Origin of the sequence: Plantactinospora sp. GCM10030261 (assembly GCF_042666615.1) — a bacterium.
In the GTDB taxonomy this organism is placed as follows: domain Bacteria; phylum Actinomycetota; class Actinomycetes; order Mycobacteriales; family Micromonosporaceae; genus KBS50.
On record NZ_JBHTDD010000001.1, the window covers coordinates 466796 to 491862 of the forward strand.

The following is a 25067-nucleotide window of genomic DNA, read 5'->3' on the forward strand; positions in this document are numbered from 1 at the left end:
GGTCAGCTGTGATCGTGCTGGCGAAGCCCAGGATCCGCCGGATCAGGCGTGGGCCGCGCGCCGGACCGGGGCCCGACCGGGCGGCTGCTGCGGCGGTGGACCGGCCGGCGCCAGATGCGGGTTCGGCCGGGTCTCCGGCTTCCCACTGGAGATCAGCACCAGCTCACCGTGGTGGTGCAACTCCAGGGCTGCGTCACCCTCACCGTTACGCAGGGAGTAGGTCGTTTCGTCCTGCCGCACGTCGACCCGGAGCCGGAGGCCACGCCACATCAACGAGAACTCCAACCGATCGATGCGGCTCGGCAGGCGGGGGGCGAAGGACAGCATCTCGTCGTGGTCCCGCATTCCCCCGAAGCCGCCGACCAGCGCGATCCAGGCGCCGGCGAGCGACGCGACATGCACGCCGTCGCGGGTGTTCTGGTTGAGGTCGTGCAGGTCCATCAGGGCCGCTTCGCCGAGGTAGTCGTGCGCCAACTCCAGGTGGCCCACCTCGGCCGCCATCACGGACTGCGTGCAGGCCGACAGCGACGAGTCGCGCACCGTCCGTCGCTCGTAGTAGGCGAAGTTGCGAGCCTTCTGCTCCGGCGTGAACGCGTCACCCCGCCAGTGCATGGCCAACACCAGGTCGGCCTGCTTGACCACCTGCTTGCGGTAGAGATCGAAGTACGGGTAGTTCAGCAGCAGCGGATACTGCTCCGGCGGGGTGTTCGCGAAATCCCACTCCTGGAACCGGGTGAAACCCTCCACCTGCGGATGCACGCCCAGATCCTCGTCGTACGGGATGTGCATGTCCGCGGCAGCGTCCCGCCACGAGGCGGTCTCCTCGTCATCCACGCCGAGCCGCCAGGCCGCCTCGCTGTGCCGGCCGACGGCCTCCGCCGCGGCGAGCAGGTTCCGCTGCGCCATCAGGTTCGTGTAAACGTTGTCGTTCTTGACCGCGGTGTACTCGTCGGGGCCGGTGATGCCGTCCAGGTGGAACTTCCCGTACCGGTCGTGGTGCCCCAGCGACCGCCACAGCCGAGCCGTCTCCACCAGCAGCTCCAGCCCCACCTCGCGTTCGAACTCCAGATCGCCGGTCGCCTGCACGTACCGCCGGACCGCGTCCGCGATGTCCGCGCCGATGTGGAAGCCGGCGGTCCCGGCCGGCCAGTACGCGGAACACTCCTGACCCCGGATGGTGCGCCAGGGGAAGGCCGCTCCGCGTAGACCCAGCGTGCGGGCCCGGTCCTGGGCCAGATCCAGGGTGGCGTGCCGCCAGCGCAGCGCGGAAGCCACCGCGTCCGGCTGGGTGTACGTGAGCACCGGCAGCACGAAGGTTTCGGTGTCCCAGAACGTGTGCCCGTCGTAACCCGGGCCCGTCAGACCCTTAGAACCGATCGGCCGCAGTTCGGCCCGGGCACCCGCCTGGAGCACGTGGAACAGCCCGAACCGCACCGCCTGCTGCACCTCCGAGTCGCCCTCGACCCGGACGTCGGAAGCATCCCAGAAGGTGTCCAGAAACTCCCGCTGCTCGGCCAGCAGCCCGTCCCACCCGGAGTAGCGGGCACCGGACAGCGCCGCCGCCACCTGGTCCCGCAGACCCGGCAGCGACCGCTGGCTGGACCAGCCGTACGCGAGGTATTTGACCAGCCGCAGCTTCTGCCCGGGTTGGAGATCGCAGGTGACCGTGGTCCGCGCCCAGTCCTCGAAGCCCTCGGTGGTCACCGAGGTTCGCGGGGGCCCGTCGATGTCGTGGCTCATCGCCGCCACCACCCGCAGGCCGCTGGCCTTGGTGCGGTGGATCAGCAAACCGCCGTTGGGCTGGATGAGCCGTTCCTCGGCCTGCAACGGCTTGTTGAGCACGGCCGCTACCCGCGGGTCCTTGCTCTGCGGCGGCAGTTCCTCGTTGGCCACCAGTTCGGACTGCAGGATCAGCCGAACCTCCGCGTCGACCGCCTCCACCTCGTACTCGATGGCGGCGATGGCCCGCTGGGTGAACGACACGACCCGGGTGCTGCGGACCCGGATCCGCCGACTGGCCGGGGAGCACCACTCCACCGACCGGTGCAGCGTGCCGGCGCGCAGGTCGAGCACCCGCTCGTGGGCGAGCAGGTTGCCGTATCGCACGTCGAACGGTTCGTCGTCGACGAGCAGCCGGATCGGCTTGCCGTTTGTCACGTTGACGACGGTCTGACCCGACTCGGGGAACCCGTAGCCGGCCTCGGCGTACGGCAGCGGCCGCAACTCGTAGAACGAGTTGAGATAGGTGCCGGGTAGTCCGTGCGGTTCCCCCTCGTCGAGGTTGCCGCGCAGCCCGACGTGCCCGTTGGCCAGGGCAAACACCGACTCCGACTGGGCCAGCACATCAAGATCCAACCGGGTCTCCCGGACGTGCCAGGGCTCGACCGGGTAGGCGCGTTCCCGAATCATGGGGTTACTCCTTGCTCGGACGCGAGCAGCTCGGCCAGGTCCTCGACGACCACGTCCGCGCCGTGCTCGCGCAGCGCGTCGGCCTGGCCCACCCGGTCGACGCCGACCACGTACCCGAATCCGCCGGCCCGCCCGGCCGCCACCCCGGCCTGGGCGTCCTCGAAGACCGCGGCCTGCTCCGGAGCGACGCCGAACTGCTCGGCGGCGGCCAGGAAGGTGTCCGGGTGCGGCTTGCCGCGCAGCCCGCGTTCGCGGGCGACGACGCCGTCGACCCGCACTTCGAGGAAGTCCGCCAGACCGGCCGCGGCCACCACGTCGGCGCAGTTGGCGCTGGCCGAGACGACGGCCCGACGCAGGCCGGCCCGGGTCACGGCCTGGAGGTAGGCCACCGACCCCGGGTACGGCTGGACGCCGTCCGTGTGGATGCGGTCGAGCAACACGACATTCTTACGGTTACCCAGCCCGTGCACGGTGTCCGCGGTTGGCGGATCGTCCGGGGCCCCCTCCGGCAGGCTGATCCCCCGGGAGGCGAGAAAGGTCCGCACTCCGTCGGCGCGCGGTCTGCCGTCGACGTAGCGGTGGTAGTCCGGCCCCGGGTCGTACGGGACGAACGGCACGCCGGTGGCGGCGGCGCGCTGGCGGAGGAAGACGTCGAAGGTCTGCGCCCAGGCGGCGTTGTGCACCTTGGCGGTCTGCGTCAGCACGCCGTCGAGGTCGAACAGGCAGGCGGTCACGTGCTCGGGTAGGCCCAACACGTTGCACACTTAACCACGCCGGGTACGCCCGAAACGCGCGGGGCACGCCACCGAAACAGTCGGATCGACAACCGATGCCAGCGATGCTGGTCAAGCCGCCCGCGTGGCGCGCTTATCACCCCCGCGTGGCGCGCTTATCACCCCCGCGTGGCGACGCTTATCGCCCGGCGTGGCGACGCTGGCTCAGCGCGGCGACGCCGACTCAGCCCCGGTCCGTGGGGCGCAGCGTCCAGACCACTGTCATCTCGCCGGTGACGGTGCCGTCCTCCATCGCGATCTCGACGGGCACGTCGAACTCGGGCCGGCGTCCGGCGTCGAGTTCCGCCACCACATCGGCGGCCGGGCGGCCGAGGCGGGCGGTCGCCCGGACCGGGCCGCGAGCCACCTTCCGGTACGCGACGTCGGCGCGGACGGGCAGCGGCAGCGCGCGGTCCAGCAAATGACCGAAAGCGGCCAGGACGACCGCGCCGGAGGCCGACTCACCGAGGCTGAACATCGCCCCGGCGTGCGGCCCGCCGAGATGATTGTGGACGCCTGGACTGTCCGGGAGCCGGGCCACCACTCGCGCGCCATCGTCAGTGGTTACGTCGAGGAACTCAAGGCCGAGCGTCCGGGCGAACGGCACGGCGTCCAGCATGCCGGCGGCAACCTGCCGCGCGTCGATGGTCATAGCGACACGTTACTAGCGGGTAACTTCGCCGGTCAAGGCCGCCGATGGCGATCAGGGAGAGGGCGGCGCGGTCAGCGCCAGCCGACGTCGATCCGGTCGCCCCGCTCGTCGAAGAAGTGCAGCGCGTCCACGCGTACCGATACCGCCAGCCCGTCACCGGCCGAGACGGCCGGGTACGGCGCCAGCCGCACCACCAGCTCGCCCGGGCGCCGGTGGTGCCGACCCTGATCGGTCAGGACGCTCGTCTGCGCGGCGGCGGCCGGCGAAGGCTGGGCGGATCGGCCGGCCAACCGCTGCACGAGCTGCCCGAACCGGCCCCGACGGACGAACTCGTCCGGATCGGCCGGATCGGCGCCCACCTCGTCGATCACCACAGCGGTCGCCCCGATGTCCAGGAACGCGAGCGACTCGTGTCCGTGGTGCTCCAGGAACCGGATTCGTCCCCGCAGCACGTCACCTCGATGATCCGGAGGCACCGGGGTGAGCGCCTCGGCGCGCACTCCCACCACGATCCGCTCGCCGTGGTAGTGCGCCACCACCCGGGACCGGATGTCGTCCCATGGCAGGTGGATCACCTGCGAACCGAGATCGATGGCGACATACCGGTCGAGGTGGGCGTACACCGACGCCTCCAGCAGGTTCATGCGCGGGCTGCCGAGGAAGGCCGCGACATAGAGAGTCGCCGGCCGGCCGTACACCTGGGTGGGTGTGCCGACATCCTGCAGCACGCCGCGCCGCATGATCGCCACGCGATCGGCCATGGTGAGCGCCTCCGCCTGGTCGTGCGTCACGTAGATCGTGCTCACGCCCAGCTCCCGGACCAGGCCCGAGATCTCCGCCCGCAGCTCGGCCCGCAATCCGCTATCCAGATTGGACAGTGGCTCGTCCATGAGGAACAGGCCGGGCCGTCGCACGATCGCCCGTCCCATGGCAACGCGCTGCCGCTGGCCACCGGAGAGCTGGCTGGGCCGGCGGCCGAGCACCTCGCCGATACCCAGCGCCCCAGCCACATCGGAGACCCGCTCGCCGCGGTTGTCCGGATCGAGACCGGCCAGTTTCAACGGGAACCCGATGTTGTCCCGCACGCTCATGTGTGGATACAGCGCGAAGTCCTGGAAGACCATGGCGATCCCCCGGTCCCGCGGCGGCAGGTCGTTGGCGAGCGCCCCGTCGAGGAGGACGGCGCCGCTGGTCGGGTCTTCCAACCCGGCGACGATGCGCAACACGGTCGACTTGCCGCAGCCGGACGGTCCCAGGAGCACCAGGAACTCGCCGTCGGCGACGTCCAGACTGACCGCGTCGACGGCCCGCGTGCCGTCCGGAAAGACCTTGCTGACGTCCCGCAGCCCGACGGTACTCACCCTCACCCCCCGAAAAACATGTGCCGTGCCGATCCCGAATGAGAGTGGCGATCGTCACCCCTCAGCAACATCGGTCAAACGTCCCGTATCACGGGCGTAACAGGATGATGAAGCTCGCGCGGGTAGGTGGTGGCGTCAGGCGCGCGTCGTGGCGGACCGGCCCACGACCTGACCGTCCACGTCGAGCCGGTCGGCCGACGGTCCGCCCGGTTCCACCGAACCGGCCGCCGCCGGAACCGTGCCGAACTCGCTGTGCCGGATCAGGCCCGACCACTGCATGCCGCCACCGCGCAGGAAATACTCCAGCCCCGGATCCCAGGTGTGGCCGTCGGACCGCCGGTGGTAGACGTAACCGAGGGCATGCGTCCGGTAGACCAGGCCACCCGCGCGGTGCACCCGATCGATCAGGCCGCGGTCGATGGATCGTGGCACCGGCCGCCAGCCGCCCACCGCCTCCAGATCACCCCGGCCGATCAGCATCGTCCCCCCGGCGGTCACCCAGCCGTAGCACTCCGGCATCCCCGCGTCCCGCCGTACCGTCAGGTCCAGGCTCTCCAGGTAGACGAACTCGGCGCCCTTCCCCACCAGCATCGCCCCGGAGTAGTGCCGGGCGAGCACCAGGTCCCAGACGTGTTCGGGTCCGTACGTGTCGTCGTCGTCCACCTTGGTGACCAGCGAGCCGCGGGCCCGCGCGGTGGCCGCCCCGATCGCCTCGCCGAACCCGTACCCCGCCGGTACCTCGAAGATCTCCATGGGTAGCCGGCTGCGCAGCAGTCGCTCCCGCAGCTCCGGCGGAAGCTCCACGCCGTGCAACCCAAGCACGATCTCCAACGCCGGATACGTCTGCGCCTCCACCATGGCGACCGCGTCCATCACGTGCTCGAGCCGCTTGGTCACCAGGACCACGCTCACCGACGGCGGATGCACCAGGCCCGGGAACGCCCCGGCGGTCAACCGGGGAAGGGCGAGGCCGCGCGCGTGCTGGCGCAGTGCCGCCCGCTTCTGGCGGACGGTCCACACCTCCCAGTCGAAGACGTCGCTCGACGCGGTCGGCGGCGGCGCGACGACTGCCTCCCGCACCTCCTCGGCGAGCACGGCGGCGCAGACCTCCGGCAGGTCCGGCACATGAACCGCGATGCCGGCCGCCATCAACCGCACCAGCAGCGCGGCCTCGGACGTCGGGTTCCGGGCGGGCAGCGATCGGCAGGTCACATGGCTGATCTCGGCGAGTTTCCCGACCGCCTCGGCCGGCAGCACGACGTGGTCCAGCCGGCCAGCGCAGAGCACCCCATCCGGGCCGGACACCTGCCAGCCCAATCCGTCCTCGGCGGGGAAGGACAGCTCACCTGCCGGTCGCGGACCGAACGGCCCATACCGGCCGACGAGGGTGGCCTGATCGACGTCGATCAGCACGAAGCCGGGCTCCCCGACCGATGCTCGGCCAGCGGTCTCGACGGGCGCGACGCCGGCAGCCTGCCCCGTGACGCCAGCCGCCTCGACCGGCGCGACGCCGGCAGCGTCGGCCGGGACGACGGCGCCGTAGCTGGCCGGCCCGGGGGTGTCGACCGGCTCCTCACCGACGGCGGGCGGAGGCTCGCCGGGGGCGGTGAGCACCACATCGTACGGGCGGACGTCCTTGTTTTCCGGCAGCGATCCGGAGCGCGCGGAGGTGTTCAGTCCGGCCCCGAGCCAGTTCGGCCATACGTCGAACGCCGTCACGTCCGCACTGGCCGGGGTCGGCAGCGGCCGGTACGGCTGGAGCACCGGAAGGACCGCGGCGATGATCTCGCGGAGCGGGCGGGACCAGCGGACGGTGACTTCCACAGTGACCGGTCCCTCGTCCTCGTCCGGTAACCGGACCTGGTGCGCGAGCAGATGGCGCAGGGGCCCGATCCGGCCCGACCAGCCCCGTGCCGGATTCTGCCAGTCGCGCACCTGGACGGTGACCCGACGGACCTTCACCAACGCGGCGGGATCGTCGAGGACGTGCTGGAGCCAACCCACCGTGTCCGCCACCACCCACACTCGGCTGGCGAAGCTGCCGTCGCCCGGACCCACGGTCCCGGCCGCGCGAGGCAGGTGCGTCACGGCGGCGCCCACGCTGCCCGCGGGCGTCCGCCCATGAGACTTGGGGCCGGCCGTCACGCGCCAGCGATGGTAGCGGTGCGGCGAGGCCTTGCTCGACAACCCAGATCCCCTCGGACGGTCGCGGACGGTCCGCCGCCCCGGCGTGGACGCTCGGCTCGGCGTCGCCAGGATAGCGTGCCCCGCTGAACGGTCTGGCCGAACAACGCCCTCCGAGCGGTCGGCACACCTGCCTCCCGGCGGCGCATTCGGCGCGAATCCGCTCGGTAAACTGGCGTCGTGTCCAGACCTGACAGCGCTTCCCGTGCCGCCGCGCGCCCTCGGACCCGGCTCCGCCGCAACGACTGGGGGCCGCTGTCGCCAGGGCGGATCGGCCAGTGGAGTCCCACAATGTCGGTTTCGGTCATCATTCCGGCCTATAACTGCCAACCGGCTCTGGACCTCACCCTCGCCGCGCTCGCCCACCAGACCTATCCCGAGGACCTGCTCGAGGTGGTGGTGGTCGACGACAGCAGCGAACCGGCGATCGAACTGCCGAAGATCCGTCCGGCCAACTGCCGGATTGTCCGGGTCGCCGAGCACTCCACCGGTTGGGGCCGGTCCAACGCGTTGCACGTGGGAGCCGTCAACAGCACCGGCGAGATCCTGCATTGGCTGGACGCCGACATGGTGGTGTTCCCCGAGCACGTCGAGGCCCAGGTGCGCTGGCACCACACCTCCGACGAGGCGGTGACCCTGGGCTACAAGCGGTTCGTGAGCGAGGAGTGGCCCACCCCGGAGGAGGTGGCGGAGCGGTCCGACGCCGGCACCCTGGACCGGCTGTTCCGGATCGAGGACAGCGAGACGCACGACTACGTCGAGAAGATCATCGACGAGACCGACCAACTGCGGGGCGGCGACCACCTGAACTTCCGCGCCCACGTGGGTGCCACCGCCGCGCTCACCCGTAGCCTCTACGAGGCCGCCGGAGGGCTCGACACCGAGCTGCGGCTGGGCGAGGACACCGAGTTCGGCTACCGACTTACCCAGGCCGGTGCTGTTTTCGTGCCCGAGCCGGCGGCCCGGAGCTGGCACCTGGGCGCCTCACACATGATGACCAAGGGCCCGGCGCTGCGTCGCTACAACCATCCGTACCTGGCTGACCGGATGCCACACCCCCGATGGCTGCGTGCCGGAGCCAACCGGTCGTGGGCGGTCCCGCTGGTCACCGCGGTGGTGCCCGCCGACGCCGGATTCGAGATGGTCCGGGTCTGCGTGGACCGGCTGCTGGCGAACGACCTGACCGACCTGCGGGTGCTCCTGGTCGCCGACTGGGCGGAGATCACCGACCATCGGCGCTCCATCCTCGACGATCCGCTGCTGGACCGGCGCCTCATCGCCACCACCTATCGCTCGGAGCCCCGGGTGGAGCTGGTTCAGGAGGTACCCGAGACCGTATTCCCCTCGCCCTACCTGCTGCGCCTCACGCCGTACGTCGGTGTCGACGCCGACACCGTTCGCCAGTTGGTCTCGATCGCCGACGAGTGGCAGGTGGGGCTGGTACGGCTACTGCCGGTCGGTGCCAGTTCGCCGGACGAGGCGGTGAGCCTCTGGCGTACCTCGGCCCTGAGCCGGGCCGTTCGGGTACGCGAGCCAGACGAGCCACTGCACAAAGTGGTCGCCGAGGTGGCTGGCGAGCGGTGGGTCAGCGGTGCCGATCTCGGGGCGACCGACCTGCGGCTGCTGCCCGAGAAGGAACTCACCTCACCCCGCCCCCGTCTGGTCGTCCGGCCGGACAAGCGCAGCAGCCGGATCACCTCACCCGACGGCAAGACCATCCCCGTCGGTGGACTCCGCTCGCTGGCCGGTGCCACCCGGTTCGTCGCCGAGCGGTACGCGCGAGGGGCGGCCGGCCGGGTCAAGCGCCGGATCGACCGACGCGGCTGACCCGACGAACGGTCGGCGATGAGCTTGCCGCCGTCAGCGGCGGCCGAACGCCGGGCCGAGCCGCAGCACCTCCCGATCGCGGTCGGGCAGGGTCTCCAGGCGCCGTCCGGCCACCGTCACGTCGCGGGGCAGTTCCTGCCGGGCGGAAACGGTGAACGGCAGATCCACCGGTTGGACGTCGGGACATGCGTAGAGCGGCTGCCAGTCGCCGTCCACCGGGCCGTCGGAGCCCAGGTCAACGCCGACCGTCCAGCGCCGACCGGTCACCTCCACGGGCAGCACCACGTCCGGCGGCGGCAGCACCGTCGGATCGCCCGGATCGCGGGCCCGCAGCAGGATGCGCAGGTCGCGCCAGTCGCCGTGTTCCGGCAGGTCCCCGCCGAGCCGGAGGGTCGTCCCGGTCAGCTCCGCGTGGTCCACCACCGGGCCGACGGGCAGCAACCGTAGCCACAGGACGTCGTCATCGGCCGGACGAGCGGTCAACTCGACGCCGCCGGCCACCGGGTGCCGCAGGTCGGTGAATCCGGGCAGCACCGGCACCTCCGACGGCTCGCCCTCGTCGTCGTCCAGCAACACCCGCCAGCTCGTCCCCGCCTCGCCGACCAGGGTCCGCTGGCCGTCGAGCGGTCCGGCCGCGGCCAGGTCCGCCACCGGGATCCGGGCGGACCAACCGGCACCGCTCAGCTCCACCGGACAGCAGAACCCGTCGACTCCCGCCACTCGCCGCAGTCGCAGGAGCGCCGTGGCGCGAGGCCGGTCGACCTCGCCCGACACGACGAGGTCGGCGCCGTCGATCCGCACCGCGGTCACCCAGGCGCGGGGGTGCTCCACCCGTAGCCGGAGCTGACCCCCGGCCAGGTAGGTGACGACGCGGACGCCGGGAGCCACCCAGGACGCGGGCAGCACCGGCCGGGACTCGCCGGTGCCCAGCGTTCGCCGGGAGATCCCGTCCATCCGCAGCACGGCGACGTTGACGCTCCAGTCCCCGGACTTCCAGCCGTCCCGATCGCGAAGCCGGGAAGCCTGCAGCACGACCTCGAAGCCCGCCCAGCCGTACGGCACGGAACTGGGCGTCTGCGCCACTCGCCGGGGACGGACGGGCAGCGGCAGGACCCGCCGCCGGCCGCCATGTTCACGTAACCAGATCAGCTTGGGTGCTTCCCAGGGTCGGTTGGCGCCACGGGTCGCGTCGTACGCCAGGCCACGCAGGTGCAGCCCGCCGGCCTCCCAACGCACCTCGTGCAGTTCGGTGCGCACCCCGGTGGCCAGCCGGTATGCCTCCCGGGGCACCGCCGGATGGTTGGCGTCGAGCAAGGGCAGGTCCAGGTAGCGGCCCAGCCCTCGACGGGCCACCGACGGGACGGCTCCGGCCCGGCTCGCGGCCACCACGGCGACTACCTCAGGCAGCGCCCGGTGGGTGGCGAGCCGCCAGGCGACCCGCAGCCGGGGAGCCAGCCGGTCGATGACCCGGGAATCCACTCGGGACAGGAAATCCGCGGCGAGGTCCGCGAACCGCTCGCGGTAGGTGTCGTCGACGTCGGGCAGCAGGTCGAGGAACATCCGCAGGTCGCTCTGCAACGCCGTTCCGTCGTACAAGTCTTTGATCTTTGGATCGCCGAGGGCCGCGAGCGACCGGCTCGCCCGGTCCACCGCGGCGAACCGGTCGACGAGGTTGCCGAGTTCCGTCTGGCGCTGGCTGATCGACTGCTCGCTGCCCGCCTCCCGCTGCCGCCAGTAGTACACCGGAAGGTCGAGCACGTCCACCGAATCGGCGAGGGCGGACGCGGGGACCGTGACCGGGATGTCCTCGTAACGGACGCCCTCTGGGAAACGTAGGTCGTGTTTATCCCAGAAGGACCTTCGGAACACCTTGTTGCAGGCCAACCGGTCATAGACCAGGTTGCGCTGCCGAGCGAGGCTGATGGCCAGCCGGGTGGTGCGATGAGTGCCGCGATGCAGCGGCGACTGGCGTAGGCCCCGACTCGTCATCAGGGCGACGTTGCCCGAGGCGAAGTCGGAGCCGGTCCGCTCCAGCGCGCCGACCAGCACCTCGAACGCGTACCTCGGCAGCACATCGTCGCTGTCCACAAAGGCCAGGTAGTCGCCCGTGCCGGCGGCGATCCCGACGTTGCGGGCGGCACCCAACCCACGATTGGCCTGGCGGATCAACCGGAACCGGGGATCGGTCGCCGCGTACGCCGCGGCCACCGCACCGCTGCCGTCGAAGGACCCGTCGTCGACCAGCACGACTTCCAGATCGCGGTAGGTCTGGTCGCGCACCGAGTCGAGACACTCGGGCAGGTACCGCTCCACGTTGTAGATCGGCACGACCACCGTCAGCAGCGCACCCACCGATCCTCCAGCCCCGTCAGCCCGATTCGCCGAGCAACACCCTGCGTACCACCCGCTCCGCCGCCCGGCCGTCCTCCAGCGCACAGAACCGGCGCCGGAACTGGGCGCGGGCCTTGGTCGCCGCGTCGTCGTCCACCCCGTCGGCGCGGAACAGATCAACCAGGTCGGCGAACGACGTGACGACCGCGCCGGGCGGCTCGGCCGTGATGTCGAAGTACACACCTCGGGCCGCTCGATAAGCGTCCCAGTCGGGAGCATAGATGACGACCGGCCGATCCAACGTCGCGTAGTCGAACATGGCGGAGGAATAGTCGGTGACAAGTACGTCGGCGGCAAGATAAAGATCCTCCACCGACGGATGGCCGCTCACGTCGAGAATCTGACCATCGCTGGCCCGTGTTACGTCGGCCGCCTCCCGATCGTGGAAATAGTGGCTGCGCATCAGCAGTCGGCCGGCCGGTCCGAGCGTCGCGACGAACTCCTCCGGGTCGAACGGCGGACGGTATCCCGGCAGGTGTTCCCGGTGGGTGGGCGCGTACAGGACGACGTGGTCGGCCGGCCCGACCCCGACCCGGGACCGGGCCTCGGCCACCTCCGTGACGGTCGCCGTGACCAGTCGGTCGTTACGCGGGTAACCAACCTCCAGGCTCTCGTATTGCGCCGGGTACGCGCGTTCCCACATCTGCGTGGAAAAGGTGTTCGAGCTGATGCTGAAGTCCCATCGGTCGACCCGCCGAAGCAGCTTGGCGAAGTCCATGCCCACCGCACCGGTCGGATACCGCTGCTGGTCCAGGCCCATCACCTTGACCGGCGTGCCGTGATGGGTCTGGAGGTGCACCGTCCCCGGCCGCTTGACCACGAAGTCAGGAAAGTTGACATTGTTGATCAGCCAGGTTGCCCGGGCCAGCGCCCGGTAGTAGGCCGGTGTGCCGGCGACCACGTAATCGACGCCGGGCGGCAAGGTGGCGACCCGGTCCCGGCGGACCACCCAGATTCCCTTGATGTGCGGGGCGAGTTCGCGCGCCTTCTCATAGATGGCGGCCGGATTGCAGGTGTAACCCCGATACCAGTACGCGGCGTACAGGGCCAATCGCGGATCCGTCGGCAGCCGCAGCTGGGCCTGGTAGTAGGCGCGGAGGGCGGCATCCCGGTTCGGTCGCACGGGCCGCCGCACGGTTGGCTCCGCGACCGTCCGGCGGGCCCGGACGGCCGTCCGGCGCACCTTCCCCCGGGTCCGCTGGACGCTTCGTAGGGTGCTGAAGGTGCGCCAACGTCCGGCGGCTACCAGTCTGTGCTTGACGCCCTCGGCACCGCCGGGCACCGGGTAACCGCCCGGCGGCAACCACCGTCGGTAGTCCTCCACCATCCTGGTGAAGAACGCCTTCCGCATCTCGGCGGGAAGTCGCTCACCGTGGCCCAGCACGGTCAGGTAGTGCCAGATCATCCGCTGGAACATCAGCGGCCGAAGGTCGTCTGTCCGGGGAGCCCACTCGTCCATCAGCTCGAAGACCCGGCGCCAGTGCGGGAAGATCTCGAAATGGCGCTGCCCCCGGGTGCTCGTGATGGCACCCGTGCGGCGCTGCCGGTAATTGACGCAGACCCGGTCCAGCACCGTGATGCGCTCAGCGGCCATCAGCACCGGATAGGTGAACGACACATCCTCGTACCACCCCGGGCCGAACCGAAGGCCCAGGTCGACCAGGAACTGCCGACGCACCAATTTGTTCCACGCGGTGTGCAGGATGCGAACCAGTTCGGGACGCCCGCGCAGGTCCGACACGGTGTCCCCGGCACCCGACGGAAAGACCTCAGCCAGCGCGCTGGGCACAACGCGGTTGTCCCAGTGCACCCGCACGTGATCGACGATCAGGACGTCCGGCGTGGTGTCCCGCAGCCGCTGCACCACCGCCGGCAGGCAATCCGTGGCCAGCCAGTCGTCACTGTCCACAAACCAGACATATTCCCCTGTCGCGGCGTCCAGCCCGACGTTACGCGCCCGGCCGAGGCCGACGTTCTCCTCGAGCGTGATCACCCGTAACCGCGGGTCGCGGGCCGCGTACTCGGCGAGGATCTCGCCACTGTGATCGGGTGAACGGTCGTCGATCGCGATCACCTCGATGTCGGTCACCGACTGGGTGAGCATCGAGTCCAGGCACTGCCGCAGGTAACCCTGCACCTGGTAGACGGGCACGACGAAGCTGATGAGGGTCATCTGTCCGTTTCCCGGCCGCACCTCTGGCGGCCACGCTGAGTTAACCGGCCTGTTGCCGCTGACTCACTAGACTATCGTTCGCCGCTTCCCACTCCGCCGCGCGGCGGGTCCGGGCCGCCGCGGTCCAGCCGATACCGGCGCCGACCAGAAGGACGCCGATCAGGTACCCCGCCAGCACCGCGAAACCGACACTCGGCACGCCGGCCAGCAGGGTGCCGGTCAGCAGGATGATCCGCCCGTCCCAGCCCAGACCGAACGACCGCAGCGCGGGAGCGCTTTCCCGCTTTTCCAGGCGGGCCGTCAGGTCGTAGTGGTGCAGCGCCAGCGCCAGCAGCGCCAGGTAGATCAGCCAGGGCGGCACCCCGCCCCCGACACCGGCGGCGATCACGAACAGGTACTCGGCCGCCCGCAGCGCGGCGGGCACCAACCAGTCCAGCGGACCGGCGTGCGGGCCGGCGGCCGGCAGCGCCGCGGCGAGCACCGCCAACGCGGCGAGCGCCGCCCACCAGCGGGCGCCCTCCGGCTCGGCCAGGGCCGCGACCAGCAGGGCGGCGCTGGCCGCCACGGCGAGCAACGCGCCCGGCAGGGGGCCCGGTAGCCGGCGGGCGGCGGCACCGAGTGATCGGGCCACCGGGCCGTCGTCCCGGTGCAGCGACGTGTCCACGGTGCCGAGCACCGGCACCCGCATGGCCCGGGACCGCACCGCCCGCAACGCCAGGGTGTACGCCGCGGCGAGCCCACCCCACACCAGCACGGCGAGCAGGGCGATCCGCTGGTCGAACAGGGCGGCGGCGAGGGCGATGAGGGCCCAACGCTCGCCGATGGGGAAGACCACGGTGCGCTTCAACCAGTAGGTCACCGAGCCGGTGTCGGCCTGCACCCGGTTGGATGCCCGGCTGAGCCGAGCACCGAGCCCACCGGGTGCACCTGCCCCGGCGGGCCGGCGCACCGCCTCGTCGTGCAGCACCCCATACCAGGTGTCCGTCATGTGCCGGACGGTCTGCAGCGTGATCGCGGCCATCGCCAGCGGCCAGCCGTCGCCCAGCCCGGCCCGCTCCACGCCGACCGCCAGGCCCGCGTACACCACGTATTCCTTGGCCCGGTCGGCCATCGTGTCGAGCCACCCACCCCAGGCGCTGAAGTTCCGGGTGAAGCGGGCCACCTGCCCGTCCACGCAGTCCAGCACGAACCCGAGGTAGAGCAGCAGCGCGCCGATCACCAGGGCCGGTCGGCCGCCGAACGCGAACAGACCGGCCGCCACAACGGCGAACAGCACCGACACGACGGTGACCGCGGTCGGGCCGAGGCCGAGCCGGGCGGCCAGCCGGGTGACCCACGGCGACCAACTGCTGACGAAATAGGTGGTGAAGAAGTCGTCCCGTTCCTTGACGGCGAGCCGCAGTTCCGCCGGCTCGGAGGGCACCGCCGCCACCGCCGCCTCGGCGGCGCGGACCGCGTCGGGGTCGGCCGCCCGGCGCGCCACCAGCAGCCGTACCCGGTGCGTGAAGATCGTCAGGTCGGCCGTGGTGAGGGCCCTGAACAGCCGGTCCACCGGATGTTCCGGCGGGTGCCCGGCCGCGCCGGCGACCGCCCGCGCGGCGGCACCGTCGTGTCCGGCCGCGATCCCATCCGCGGCGGCGGCGAGCGTCGGCAGGTCGGCGACGCCCACCCGGATGACGCCCCCGAAGGTGGCGGTGGTCTCCCCGGCGGCCTCCGCCCCGACCACCCGGCCGCGATCCTCGACGATCCCCGGCCGGCCGGCCGGCGGCGGGTCGGGCAGGAGCAGCGCGACTGTCGGCCCGACGGGGCTGGTGGCCAGGTGACGTAGCACCGCCGTGTGCGCCACGACGTCGTCGGCACAGAGCAGCAGCGGCGCTCGTGAGCCGGTGGCCAGCCGGGCCACCTCGGCGAGATCGTCGGTGACGGTCACGCTTGTCGCCCCGGCCTGCCGCAACTGGTCGGCCAGGTGGTCGGCGAGCGGTCGCCCGTCGACCAGGGCGGAGGCGGCGGTCCCGCCTGCGGTGAGCAGGACCGCCCGGGTCACGTCCGGACCACGTTGTTGTACGCGTCGAGCGCCTCGCGGACCGTGCCGTCCACCTTGAGCCTGCCCCGGTCCAGATAGAGCCCCCGGTTGCAGAACCGGGTCAGGTCGTTCTCGTTGTGCGAGACCAGCACCAGGGTCCGCCCCTCGGCCAGCAGCCGCTCGATTGTCGCGTAACACTTCGCCCGGAACTCGGCGTCGCCGACCGCCATCACCTCGTCGACAAGCAGGATGGGATGGCTCAGCTGGGCGATCACGGAGAACCCGAGCCGGACCTTCATGCCTGACGAATAGTGCCGGACCGGTGTGTCGATGGCCGCCCGCACCTGGTCACCGGCGAAGTCGACGATCTCGTCGAACTTCTGCTTGAGGAACTGGGGCGTGAGCCCGTGCAGCGAGCCGACCAGATGCACGTTCTCCCGACCGCTGAGGTCGTTGGAGAAGCCAGCGGAAAGCTGGAGCAGCGGCGCCACCTTGCCGCGGACGGTGATCGATCCTTCGTCCGGGATGAGCACTCCCGCGATCAGACGCAGGGTGGTGCTCTTGCCGGTGCCGTTCTTGCCGATCACACCCACCGCGTCACCCGGCTGGATGTCGAAGGTGACGTGCCGCAGTGGCCAGAACTCCTCGGACTTCGGCTGCCGGCCGCCGCGGTGGATGAACATCTCGCGGATCCGCAACTGACGGCGACGGTTGCGGACGAACTGGATTCCGAGGTCGCGGGCCTCGATGATGGGCTGACTCACTCACAGCTCCTTGAGCACGGCCGGCTCAAGCCGGCGGAACACCCAGAAGCCGGCGAGCAGCAGCCCGAGGCTGCCGATCACCGACGCGGCGAGCACCCCGGTGCCGGGGAACTCGCTCGGGTACCAGACGGCCCGGAACAGCTGGAAAATGCCGACCAGCGGGTTGCACTCGTAGAGTGCCTTCACCCAGCCCGGCATGCTCGACTCCTGGACCAGGGAGAGCGGGTAGATGATCGGTGTCGCGTAGAACAGGAATCGGGTGATCAGCCGGGTGAACCGGTCGATGTCGCGGAGCAGCACGTTCAGTGACGACAGCAGCAGCGCCAGCCCGATCAACAGGGTGAACTGAAGCAGAATGGCCAGCGGCAGGGCCAACAGGTGCCAACCGAACGTGAGCTGACCGTAGAAGATCGCCACGACGATCAGGATCGGCAGGCCGGCGACGTACTCGGCAAACCGCCCGATCACCCGGCCGAACGGGAAGACCTCCCGCGGGACCTTCATCGTGGTGATCAACCGAGCCTGTCCGGTCAGCGCGTTGGTGGCCTCACCGATCGCGGAGTTGACCCACTGCCAGGCGAAGATGCCACTGACAACGAAGAGCGGGTACGACTCGGCCGCCGCCCCGAGGTGCCGGCCGGTGCCGTAGAGCACCCCGAAGACGAACCAGTAGATGGCGCCGATCGCCAGCGGTTCGATGAGGGACCAGAAATAGCCGAGTACGGATGCCTGGTATTTGACCGCCAGGTCACGGCGAACCAGGAGACGCAGAGCGTTTCGATGCGACCAGACCGCACCGACGGCGGTCGTCATCGACCCGCCTCCGCTCGGGCGGTCGGCGCTCCACCGGCGCCGAGCACCGGCAGGCCGATCCGATCGGACCAGATCACGCACTGACTCCTTCCGGCCACCACGGACGACCGCCGTGGACGGGATCGACCCGTACGGCCAAGTGCCGGTAGCGACACGGCACCTGTCGCGGGGTCGAACTCACCGGACGGGCCGCTGACGCGCTTAGGTTAGCAGTCGATGAATGGGTCGGGTAAGCGGTGCCACACGTCACGCGGGGTCGTCACCTCAGCACTCGATCACGTTGACGGCCAGCCCGCCACGGGCGGTCTCCTTATATTTGATCTTCATGTCGGCGCCGGTCTCCCGCATGGTCTTGATGACCTTGTCCAGGGACACCGCGTGGACTCCGTCGCCCCGCAGCGCCAGCCGAGCGGCCGTGATCGCCTTGATGCTGGCCACCGCGTTGCGCTCGATGCACGGGATCTGGACGAGCCCGCCCACCGGATCACACGTGAGCCCCAGATTGTGTTCCATCCCGATCTCGGCCGCGTTCTCCACCTGGGCTGGAGTGCCGCCGAGCGCCTCGGCCAGCCCTCCGGCCGCCATCGAGCAGGCGGAGCCGACCTCACCCTGACACCCGACCTCGGCCCCGGAGATCGAGGCGTTCTCCTTGAACAGCACGCCGATCGCCCCGGCCGCGAGCAGGAAGCGCACCACACCGGCCGGGGACGCCTCGGGGACGAACCGCACGTAGTAGTGCAACACGGCCGGGATGATGCCGGCCGCACCGTTCGTCGGTGCGGTCACCACGCGGCCACCGGCCGCGTTCTCCTCGTTGACCGCCAGCGCGAACAGCGTCACCCAGTCCATCACCCGCAGCGGGTCGTCGCCGGACTCCGCCGCCAGGCTCCGCCGCAGTTCGGCGGCGCGCCGACGCACCCGCAGCCCGCCCGGCAGGACACCGTCACGGGAACAGCCACGCTCGACGCACTCCCGCATCACCCGCCAGATCTCCAGCAGGCCGGCCCGCACCTCGGCCGGTGACCGCCACGCCGACTCGTTGGCCAGCATCACGTCGCTTATCGACAGCCCGGTTTCGCGGGTGACGTCGAGCAGTTCGGCTCCGGTGCGGAACGGGTGCCGGACCGGGGTGTCGTCGGCCTTGATCCGGTCCGCCCCGGCGGCGGTCTCGTCGACCACGAAGCCCCCGCCGACCGAGTAGTACGTGCGCTCCCGGATCGTCGCGCCGGTCCGGTCGTACGCCGCGAAGGTCATCCCGTTCGGGTGGAAGGGCAATGATCGGCGGCGGTGTAGCACCAGGTCACGGTCGACCTGGAAGTCGATCTGGTGTGCGCCCAGCAGATTGATCCGGCCGGCGGCCCGGACGCCGGTGAGCCAGCCGTCGACCCGGTCGGTGTCCACCGTCTCCGGCGCCTCTCCGGCCAGGCCGAGCAGCACTGCCCGATCGCTGCCGTGCCCGTGCCCGGTGGCGCCCAGCGAGCCGAACAACTCGGCGCGAACCCGCGTCACGTCCGCCAGACAACCGTCAGCCTTGAGCCCGAGGACAAAGGTGCGCGCCGCCCGCATCGGACCGACCGTGTGCGAACTCGACGGGCCGATGCCGACCGAGAACAGATCGAAAACGCTGATCATGCCGCCACTCCTCCTCGCCGCGAGGTCCACGCTGACCGGGCGGCAACCGGCAACAGTACCGGGTACCCGGTCCGGTCCCCGGCAACGCCGGATCGGTCCTGTCACCGGTCACGATGTCACCGGCCGGTCCGGTGTCACCGGCCGGGTCGCGCTGTCACCGGCGGGGGAGCTTTCCGGACGGGACGCGGGGGTAAGTACCTACGGGAGGCGCCGGCCCGAATCCGTCCCGGGACGGACGGCGGGCTGGCCGCCGGATCGTACCGTCGACTACGACAGCGGCGAGCGCCGCGGATATGGGGAGAAACTATGACACGCAAGCTGGTACGTCCGCGGGACGGTCGCATGCTCGCCGGTGTCTGCGCCGGCCTGGCCCGCCGGTTCGGCATGTCCGCCGGCATGGTCCGCCTGCTCTTCGTGTTGTCGCTGCTGCTCCCGGGCACCCAGGTGATCGTCTACCTGGCTCTCTGGATCATCATGCCGAACGAGGACCGGTACGCCGCCACCTACTGATCCGCCACGTCACGCCACCGCACGGCCGCCACCCCGGGACCCGCGCTCACTCCCGGCGGACCACGACGACGATGTTCTCCGGCAGATCATCAACCACGGCCCAGTATCGGGGGTCGAACTGTTCGGGCTGGAAGCTGAGGTTGCTCCACGCCCAGTCCGACTCGCGCTCCCGGAGCACAAAGACGTCGATGGATCCGAATCCGGTGTCGGCCGAGCGGCGGGCGAAGGCGTCGGGATCGTCGGTGTCGGCCAGCTCGCGCACCGCCTTGCGACGGTCGCTGCCGAAGGCGAGCGTGGCCGAGGCGATGGGATCCGTGTCCAGATACCCCGGCCACGGCAGGTACGCGTAGAGGCGGCTGTCGACCGACAGGGTGAGCCGTCGCGGGTCGGGTCCGAGGACGCCCTCCACCGCGTCCCGTACCTCGTAGACCGGGAACCACCGGGGGCGGTCCTCCTCCGGTGCGAACACCGGGTAGCCGCCGCCCGGTAGCGGCTCGGCGTGCGCCTGCACCGCGTACCTGCTCTCGTGTTCCGGCATCCAGGACCTGGTGAAGCCGGTGGCCGACCAGGCGAGCAGCACCGCCATCACGCCGACTCCGACAAGGCGGGGCGGGGTGATCCGCAAGGCGCGCGTCACCAGGGGCGCGACGTGCACCACGGTGAGCACGCCGGCCACCGTGAACAGCACGGAGTAGAACCGCGTCGTGTAGTGCAGGAAGCCGGTGTGGTCGGTGAGGACGTACCGCACCAGCGACAGCAGCCGGTAGGCGTAGACGGCCGCCACGAGCAGCAGCAGCGGCCGGGCCCACCACACGGTGCGGAACAGGAAGATCATCCCGATCAGACCGGCGAGCTGGAGGAGCCCGATCGGGGACACGTCGAGGAAGGGAAACAGTCCAGCGTTGATCGACGTGGACGCGTACAGGTCGGAGATCTGCTCCCCGCCCTTGGTGAACGATGTCCACACGAACGGGACGATGTACCACGACGACACGATGAACGCCACAAGTGCCGCCAGGCCGATCCGGCGCAGGTAGGCCCAGCGGTCGGGCTCGGTCCGCCAGGCGACCACCATCAACGCCACGAGACCCAGCGCGGCGTAGACCACCCACGCCTGGTAGACCACCGCGATGATGCCCCCGAGCAGGCCGGCGGGCAGCCAGTGCAGCCGCTTGGCGGGCGTACGGGCGAAGAGGTCGAGCGCCCACGGCACGAAGATCGCCAAGGTCAGCACCTCGTACGCCTTGCGGGGGTCGGACCAGGTGATCACGCCGAGCACGGTGATGGCCAGGGCGAGCCAGCTGGGCACGAGTCGCCGCCACAAGACGAATCCCGCCACCAGTGCGGCCGAGAAGAAAAGCACCTCGAAGTCCGCGAGCAGCCGCCACCCGGGCTGATCCAGCAGCACCCCCGCCCGGCCGATGAGCCAGGTGTAGAGCGGCGGGTACTCGGACGGGAGCCGGGGGTCCAGCGCGTCGGCGCTGGCGATCGTGGTGGTGTACCGGGTGGCCGACGCGGCCATCCGACCCGAGTCGCCTTGCAGGCCGCCGAACCCGAACGGCGTGCCGACCAGGGCGAGCCGCAACATCAACACCGTCCACGCCGCGGTGAGACCAGCGGCGACACCCGCCACGACCTCGCCCGACCAACGGACCGCGAGGAGCCCCAGTCCGACGATCAGACACAACGCCGCGGCGATCGGAACGCTCGACGCGCCCACCGAGAACGGGTCGCGCTCGGTCAACGTCGGCAGCCAGAAGGCGACCGGCGTGGCCAGCAGCCAGGTCAGCACGGCGATGGTCCCGCTGTTGGTCAGCCAGCGCCAGCGGGACGGCCGTCCGGTGGACCGCCCGGGATCCGACGCACCGCGCGGATCGTCCTGGTCGGCTTGCTCCCGGATGCCGTCCTGGTCGGCTCCCTTCTGGATGCCGTCGGCGGACGCCGCCCGCCCCACGCCGGTCGGCGCCTCCCGAGCCGGATCGGTATCCGTCCCGGTGATGTCAGCCTCGTCCCTGGCGACCGAGTGGGCCACAGCGATTCTCCCCGATGGCAGGCGTGACCGCGGCGGCTCGGCAGCGGCTTCCGCATGATACCGATGACCGTCGGCGCCAGCGGGCAACGGTCCGGCATCGCCAGACGTCACCGGCCGAGCGCGTCGGCGGCGGGCTGTCAGGGGGCGGCGTAGCTGACCGTGATCTTCTCGTATCCCAGGGAGCGCAGGAGTCCCTCGAGCATCTTGCGGGTGTTCTCCCGGGCCCGGTCGGCCAGCCCACTGTCCCGCGCAGCGGCGGTGATCCGCTCCTCGGCGGTCTGGTAGACCTCCTTCTGCCGGTTGGGGTCGCCGCCGAACACGTCGCCGATCCGGTTCAGCAGTCCGCGCTTCTCCGCGAAGACGTAGCTCTTCTCCAGGTCGAGGTTCGCCTTCCCGAGCTCCGGGGCGGGCAGCTTGACCTCGACACTCTTACCGTCCGCCGACTCCACCACGGCGCCCTCGGAAATCTTGGCGAAGTCCACGTACGCCTCGACGGTGCCGGCGCCGACGAACAGGGTCCGGTCGTTAAGCAGGAACTCCGGCACGTATCGCCGGTCGTTCTGCAGGTCGATGACGACCTGGAAGTTGCCCTCCGCCGCCACGTACCGGCTGAGGTCCCGGATCGAGGTGAGCAGCGGGGGCTGGCTGCGGTCGGTCTGCTCCTTGGCGAACGGGTTGCGCCAGTCCGGCCAGATTCCCGCCCCCTGCAACCCGAGCACTAGCACGAGGGCCAGCACGATGCCACCGAGCGCCGGCAGCAACCCCCGGACCCAGCTCGATCGCCCGGGGGGCGGCGGCTCGGCGGGCGGTCCGTCCGTGACCTGGTGGCCGTCGTCGAACCGGTCATCGGCCGCCGCGAGCGCGAGATCGGTGTCGTCCCGTGCCGGTGGTCGTGCCCGACCCGCCGGATACTCCGGGAACTCACGGGTTGGTTCGTTGACGTCGCCGCTCGGGACCATCGCCCTCACCGCCCTCATCCGACAGCCGGCCGCACCTGACACAAGACGCCGCACCCCGGCAGGCTCCACCCGCCGGTGATTGTCGATGTACCCGACCTGTGCCCGATTGAACCGTACAAGGCGGGTACGACACGCGCGCGCCGGGCGCGAGGTTCCACCGACCTGGTTCAGCCGAACGCGTTCACTCCGGTGAGCCGCTGGCCGATGATCAACTGATGGACCTCCGAGGTCCCCTCGTAGGTCAGCACACTCTCCAGGTTGTTGGCGTGCCGGAGCACCGGGTACTCCCCACTGACGCCGTTCGCCCCGAGGATCGTGCGGCACTGTCGGGCGATCGTCAGGGCCTCCCGGACGTTGTTCAGCTTGCCCATGCTGACCTGCTCGGACCGCAGGGCGCCACGATCGGCCAACCGACCCAGGTGCAGCGCCAGCAGCTGGCCCTTTTGCAACTCCAGCACCATGTCGGCGAGCTTCGCCTGGGTGAGCTGGAAGCCGGCCAGCGGGCGACCGAACTGGTGCCGCGTGCCCGCGTACGTCAACGCGGTGGCCAGGCAGTCCCGGGCCGCCCCGAGCGCTCCCCAGACGATGCCGTGCCGGGCCTCGGTCAGACAGCTCAACGGCGCCTTGAGTCCGACCGCCTCGGGCAGCCGGGCATCGGCCGGCAGCCGCACGTCGTCCAGCACGATCTCGCCGGTCGACGACGCCCGGAGCGACAGCTTCCGCCGGATCTCACGCGCCGTCACCCCTGGCGCGTCCATCGGTACGACGAAGCCGAGCACCCGGCCGGCGTCGTCGCCGTCCGCGGCGGCCCGGGCCCACACCACGGCCACGTCGGCGACCGGCGCGTTGGTGATCCACATTTTGCCGCCGGTGAGCACCCAGTCCGAGCCGTCCCGGCGGGCCCGCGTCACCATGCCGGCCGGATCCGACCCATGGTCCGCCTCGGTGAGCCCGAAGCAGCCGATGGCGGCACCGGTCGCCATCGACGGCAGCCAGCGGTGCTTCTGCTCCTCGCTGCCGTACCGCCAGATGGCGTACATCGCCAACGAGCCCTGCACGGACACGAGCGACCGGATCCCCGAGTCGCCGGCCTCCAACTCCTGGCAGGCCAGTCCGTACGCCACGGCGGACGAGCCGGCGCAGCCGTACCCGGTCAGGTGCATGCCGAGCAGGCCGAGCTTGCCGAACTCCGTGGCCAGCTCGCGGACGGGGGCGCGCCCATCCTCATACCAGGCGGCGACGTGCGGGCGCACCCGGTCGTCGACCAGCCGGCGCACCACGTCGCGGATCTGCCGTTCCTCGTCGCTAAGTGAACCGCCGAGTTCGAGCAGGTCGAGCGGGTCGGCCGGACCGGTGGTTGTCCGCGCGGCAGCGGAACGCTCAGTCATGCCGTCACCCTAACGACTGCTCAGCGCCAGCCACCGTTCGGAACGCCGCCCGCTCAGCCACCCATCGCCTGGGACAGGACCAGCACCCGGGCGTGGATCTGGTTGCGCTGCTGCAACGCGGCGCGTAGCGCGCGGTGCAACCCGTCCTCCAGATAGAGCCCGCCGTTCCACTGCACCACGTGCGGGAAGAGGTCACCGTAGAACGTGGAGTCCTCGGCCAGCAGCTTGTCCAGTGCCAGCTCGCGCTTGGTCGTGATGAGCTGGTCGAGCCGCAGGGGCCGGGGTGGAATCTCCGACCACTGCTTCAGGGTCAGCCCATGTTCCGGATAGGGACGCCCGTCCCGGACCGATTTGAAGATCACGGCGGTACGCTCCCCTTCCCGTCGCCGACTGGGTCAGCCTAGCGACCGGTCGCCAGGCCACACTTTGTTCCAGGATGTCAGTTTCGTTACGGCTGTTCGGTCACTCAACCGTCCGATCATCCTGGCCGGTCGGCTCCTCGACCGGCCGGCGCCACCGGCCGTGGTGTACCACCTCGGTCGCCGGCCGGCGGCCCCGTCGCAGGGACGGGGACCTGTGGTCGGGGGCCCGGTAGCCGATGGTGATGGCCCCGATCGGGGCATACCGGTCCGGCACGTCGAAGGCGGCCCGGAACCCGTCGACCCGGTCCGGCGGGATGCCGAAGAAGCACGCGCCGAGCCCCTCGTCCACCACCGTGAGCAGGATCAGCAAGGTCGCGAATCCGGTGTCGATCTGCCAGTACGGCACCGGCCACCGGCCTTCGTCGCGATCCGCCCAGCCCTTGTCCGGCTCGGCGTACCGGTCCAGGTAGGCCGACTTGTTGGCGAGCGGTACGACGATCAGCGGCGCCCGGCGCATACCGGTGAGCCAGCGGTTCTCCTCTGCCGACGGCGGGGTGGTCGCCGCCCAGAACCGCTCGCGGTCGGGCTGCGTCGACAACACGAGAAACCCCCAGCCCTGGGAGAAGCCGGCGGACGGGGCACGCAGCGCGTGGTCGAGCAGCCGATCCACCACGGCCGGGGGCACCGGCCGATCCGGGTCGTAGTTCCGCACCATCCGCCGCCGGCGGACCACCTCGCCGAACTCCACGTTCCTCCCCCTTTCGGCGGCCGGGTCGGGCGTCGGCCGGTCGAGCGTCGGCCAGGTCACGCGTCG

At 70.8% G+C, this 25067-nt stretch carries 18 protein-coding genes; 2 read left to right on the forward strand and 16 right to left on the reverse strand.

The window, feature by feature from the left end; all coding sequences use genetic code 11:
- Positions 1 to 42: 42 nt before the first annotated feature.
- The 5 genes from ACFQUZ_RS02340 to ACFQUZ_RS02360 all read right to left on the reverse strand — a co-directional run bounded on the left by ACFQUZ_RS02340 (position 43) and on the right by ACFQUZ_RS02360 (position 7283).
- Positions 43 to 2409: a glycoside hydrolase family 65 protein gene (locus ACFQUZ_RS02340; protein WP_377437134.1), complete on the reverse strand. Its 2367-nt coding sequence runs from the start codon at positions 2407 to 2409 to the stop codon at positions 43 to 45.
- Positions 2406 to 3164, reverse strand: a complete 759-nt coding sequence (locus ACFQUZ_RS02345) for a beta-phosphoglucomutase family hydrolase (RefSeq protein ID WP_377437135.1) — start codon at positions 3162 to 3164, stop codon at positions 2406 to 2408. The genes ACFQUZ_RS02340 and ACFQUZ_RS02345 overlap by 4 nt, the downstream gene beginning before the upstream one ends.
- A gap of 202 nt (positions 3165 to 3366) precedes the next feature.
- On the reverse strand, positions 3367 to 3834 hold the full coding sequence (locus tag ACFQUZ_RS02350; RefSeq protein ID WP_377437136.1) for a DUF4442 domain-containing protein: 468 nt from the start codon (positions 3832 to 3834) through the stop codon (positions 3367 to 3369).
- A gap of 71 nt (positions 3835 to 3905) precedes the next feature.
- Positions 3906 to 5195 carry an ABC transporter ATP-binding protein gene (locus ACFQUZ_RS02355; protein WP_377437138.1) on the reverse strand — a complete coding sequence of 430 codons (1290 nt, stop codon included), beginning with the start codon at positions 5193 to 5195 and terminating at the stop codon, positions 3906 to 3908.
- 135 nt (positions 5196 to 5330) lie between these two features.
- On the reverse strand, positions 5331 to 7283 hold the full coding sequence (locus tag ACFQUZ_RS02360) for a hypothetical protein (protein ID WP_377437140.1): 1953 nt from the start codon (positions 7281 to 7283) through the stop codon (positions 5331 to 5333).
- 387 nt (positions 7284 to 7670) lie between these two features.
- Between ACFQUZ_RS02360 and ACFQUZ_RS02365 the strand changes: the two genes are divergently transcribed.
- Entirely contained in the window at positions 7671 to 9206 is a 1536-nt protein-coding gene (locus ACFQUZ_RS02365; RefSeq protein ID WP_377437141.1) for a glycosyltransferase, read from the forward strand.
- Between the two features lie 33 nt (positions 9207 to 9239).
- Here the strand turns inward: ACFQUZ_RS02365 and ACFQUZ_RS02370 are convergent, their stop codons facing one another.
- The 6 genes from ACFQUZ_RS02370 to ACFQUZ_RS02395 form a co-directional block, all read right to left on the reverse strand.
- On the reverse strand, positions 9240 to 11558 hold the full coding sequence (locus ACFQUZ_RS02370) for a glycosyltransferase (RefSeq protein ID WP_377437142.1): 2319 nt from the start codon (positions 11556 to 11558) through the stop codon (positions 9240 to 9242).
- A 16-nt stretch (positions 11559 to 11574) separates the two neighbouring features.
- Positions 11575 to 13770, reverse strand: coding sequence for a CDP-glycerol glycerophosphotransferase family protein (locus ACFQUZ_RS02375; RefSeq protein WP_377437143.1), 2196 nt, complete (start codon positions 13768 to 13770; stop codon positions 11575 to 11577).
- Between the two features lie 40 nt (positions 13771 to 13810).
- A complete protein-coding gene (locus ACFQUZ_RS02380) occupies positions 13811 to 15814 on the reverse strand; it encodes a DUF5941 domain-containing protein (protein ID WP_377437144.1) in 2004 nt (667 codons plus the stop codon).
- Entirely contained in the window at positions 15811 to 16557 is a 747-nt protein-coding gene (locus ACFQUZ_RS02385; RefSeq protein ID WP_377437145.1) for an ABC transporter ATP-binding protein, read from the reverse strand. Before ACFQUZ_RS02385 ends, ACFQUZ_RS02380 begins: the two co-directional genes overlap by 4 nt.
- The gene (locus tag ACFQUZ_RS02390) at positions 16558 to 17370 is read right to left on the reverse strand and encodes an ABC transporter permease (protein ID WP_377437147.1); all 813 of its coding nucleotides are present in this window, start codon (positions 17368 to 17370) and stop codon (positions 16558 to 16560) included. It abuts the gene before it with no gap.
- A gap of 264 nt (positions 17371 to 17634) precedes the next feature.
- Complete coding sequence (locus tag ACFQUZ_RS02395; RefSeq protein WP_377437148.1) at positions 17635 to 19002, reverse strand: L-serine ammonia-lyase; 1368 nt, start codon at positions 19000 to 19002, stop codon at positions 17635 to 17637.
- 306 nt (positions 19003 to 19308) lie between these two features.
- On the opposite strand from ACFQUZ_RS02395, the gene ACFQUZ_RS02400 reads away from it, so the two are divergent.
- Positions 19309 to 19512, forward strand: a complete 204-nt coding sequence (locus tag ACFQUZ_RS02400) for a PspC domain-containing protein (protein WP_377437149.1) — start codon at positions 19309 to 19311, stop codon at positions 19510 to 19512.
- A gap of 46 nt (positions 19513 to 19558) precedes the next feature.
- Here the strand turns inward: ACFQUZ_RS02400 and ACFQUZ_RS02405 are convergent, their stop codons facing one another.
- The 5 genes from ACFQUZ_RS02405 to ACFQUZ_RS02425 form a co-directional block, all read right to left on the reverse strand.
- Positions 19559 to 21544: an arabinofuranosyltransferase gene (locus ACFQUZ_RS02405; protein ID WP_377437150.1), complete on the reverse strand. Its 1986-nt coding sequence runs from the start codon at positions 21542 to 21544 to the stop codon at positions 19559 to 19561.
- A gap of 137 nt (positions 21545 to 21681) precedes the next feature.
- Entirely contained in the window at positions 21682 to 22503 is an 822-nt protein-coding gene (locus ACFQUZ_RS02410) for a DUF4230 domain-containing protein (RefSeq protein WP_377437489.1), read from the reverse strand.
- A 167-nt stretch (positions 22504 to 22670) separates the two neighbouring features.
- Positions 22671 to 23891 carry an acyl-CoA dehydrogenase family protein gene (locus ACFQUZ_RS02415; RefSeq protein ID WP_377437151.1) on the reverse strand — a complete coding sequence of 407 codons (1221 nt, stop codon included), beginning with the start codon at positions 23889 to 23891 and terminating at the stop codon, positions 22671 to 22673.
- 53 nt (positions 23892 to 23944) lie between these two features.
- Positions 23945 to 24253, reverse strand: coding sequence for a type II toxin-antitoxin system VapB family antitoxin (locus ACFQUZ_RS02420; RefSeq protein WP_377437152.1), 309 nt, complete (start codon positions 24251 to 24253; stop codon positions 23945 to 23947).
- Positions 24254 to 24353: 100 nt separating this feature from the next.
- Entirely contained in the window at positions 24354 to 25001 is a 648-nt protein-coding gene (locus ACFQUZ_RS02425; protein WP_377437153.1) for a nitroreductase family protein, read from the reverse strand.
- Between the last annotated feature and the right edge of the window lie 66 nt (positions 25002 to 25067).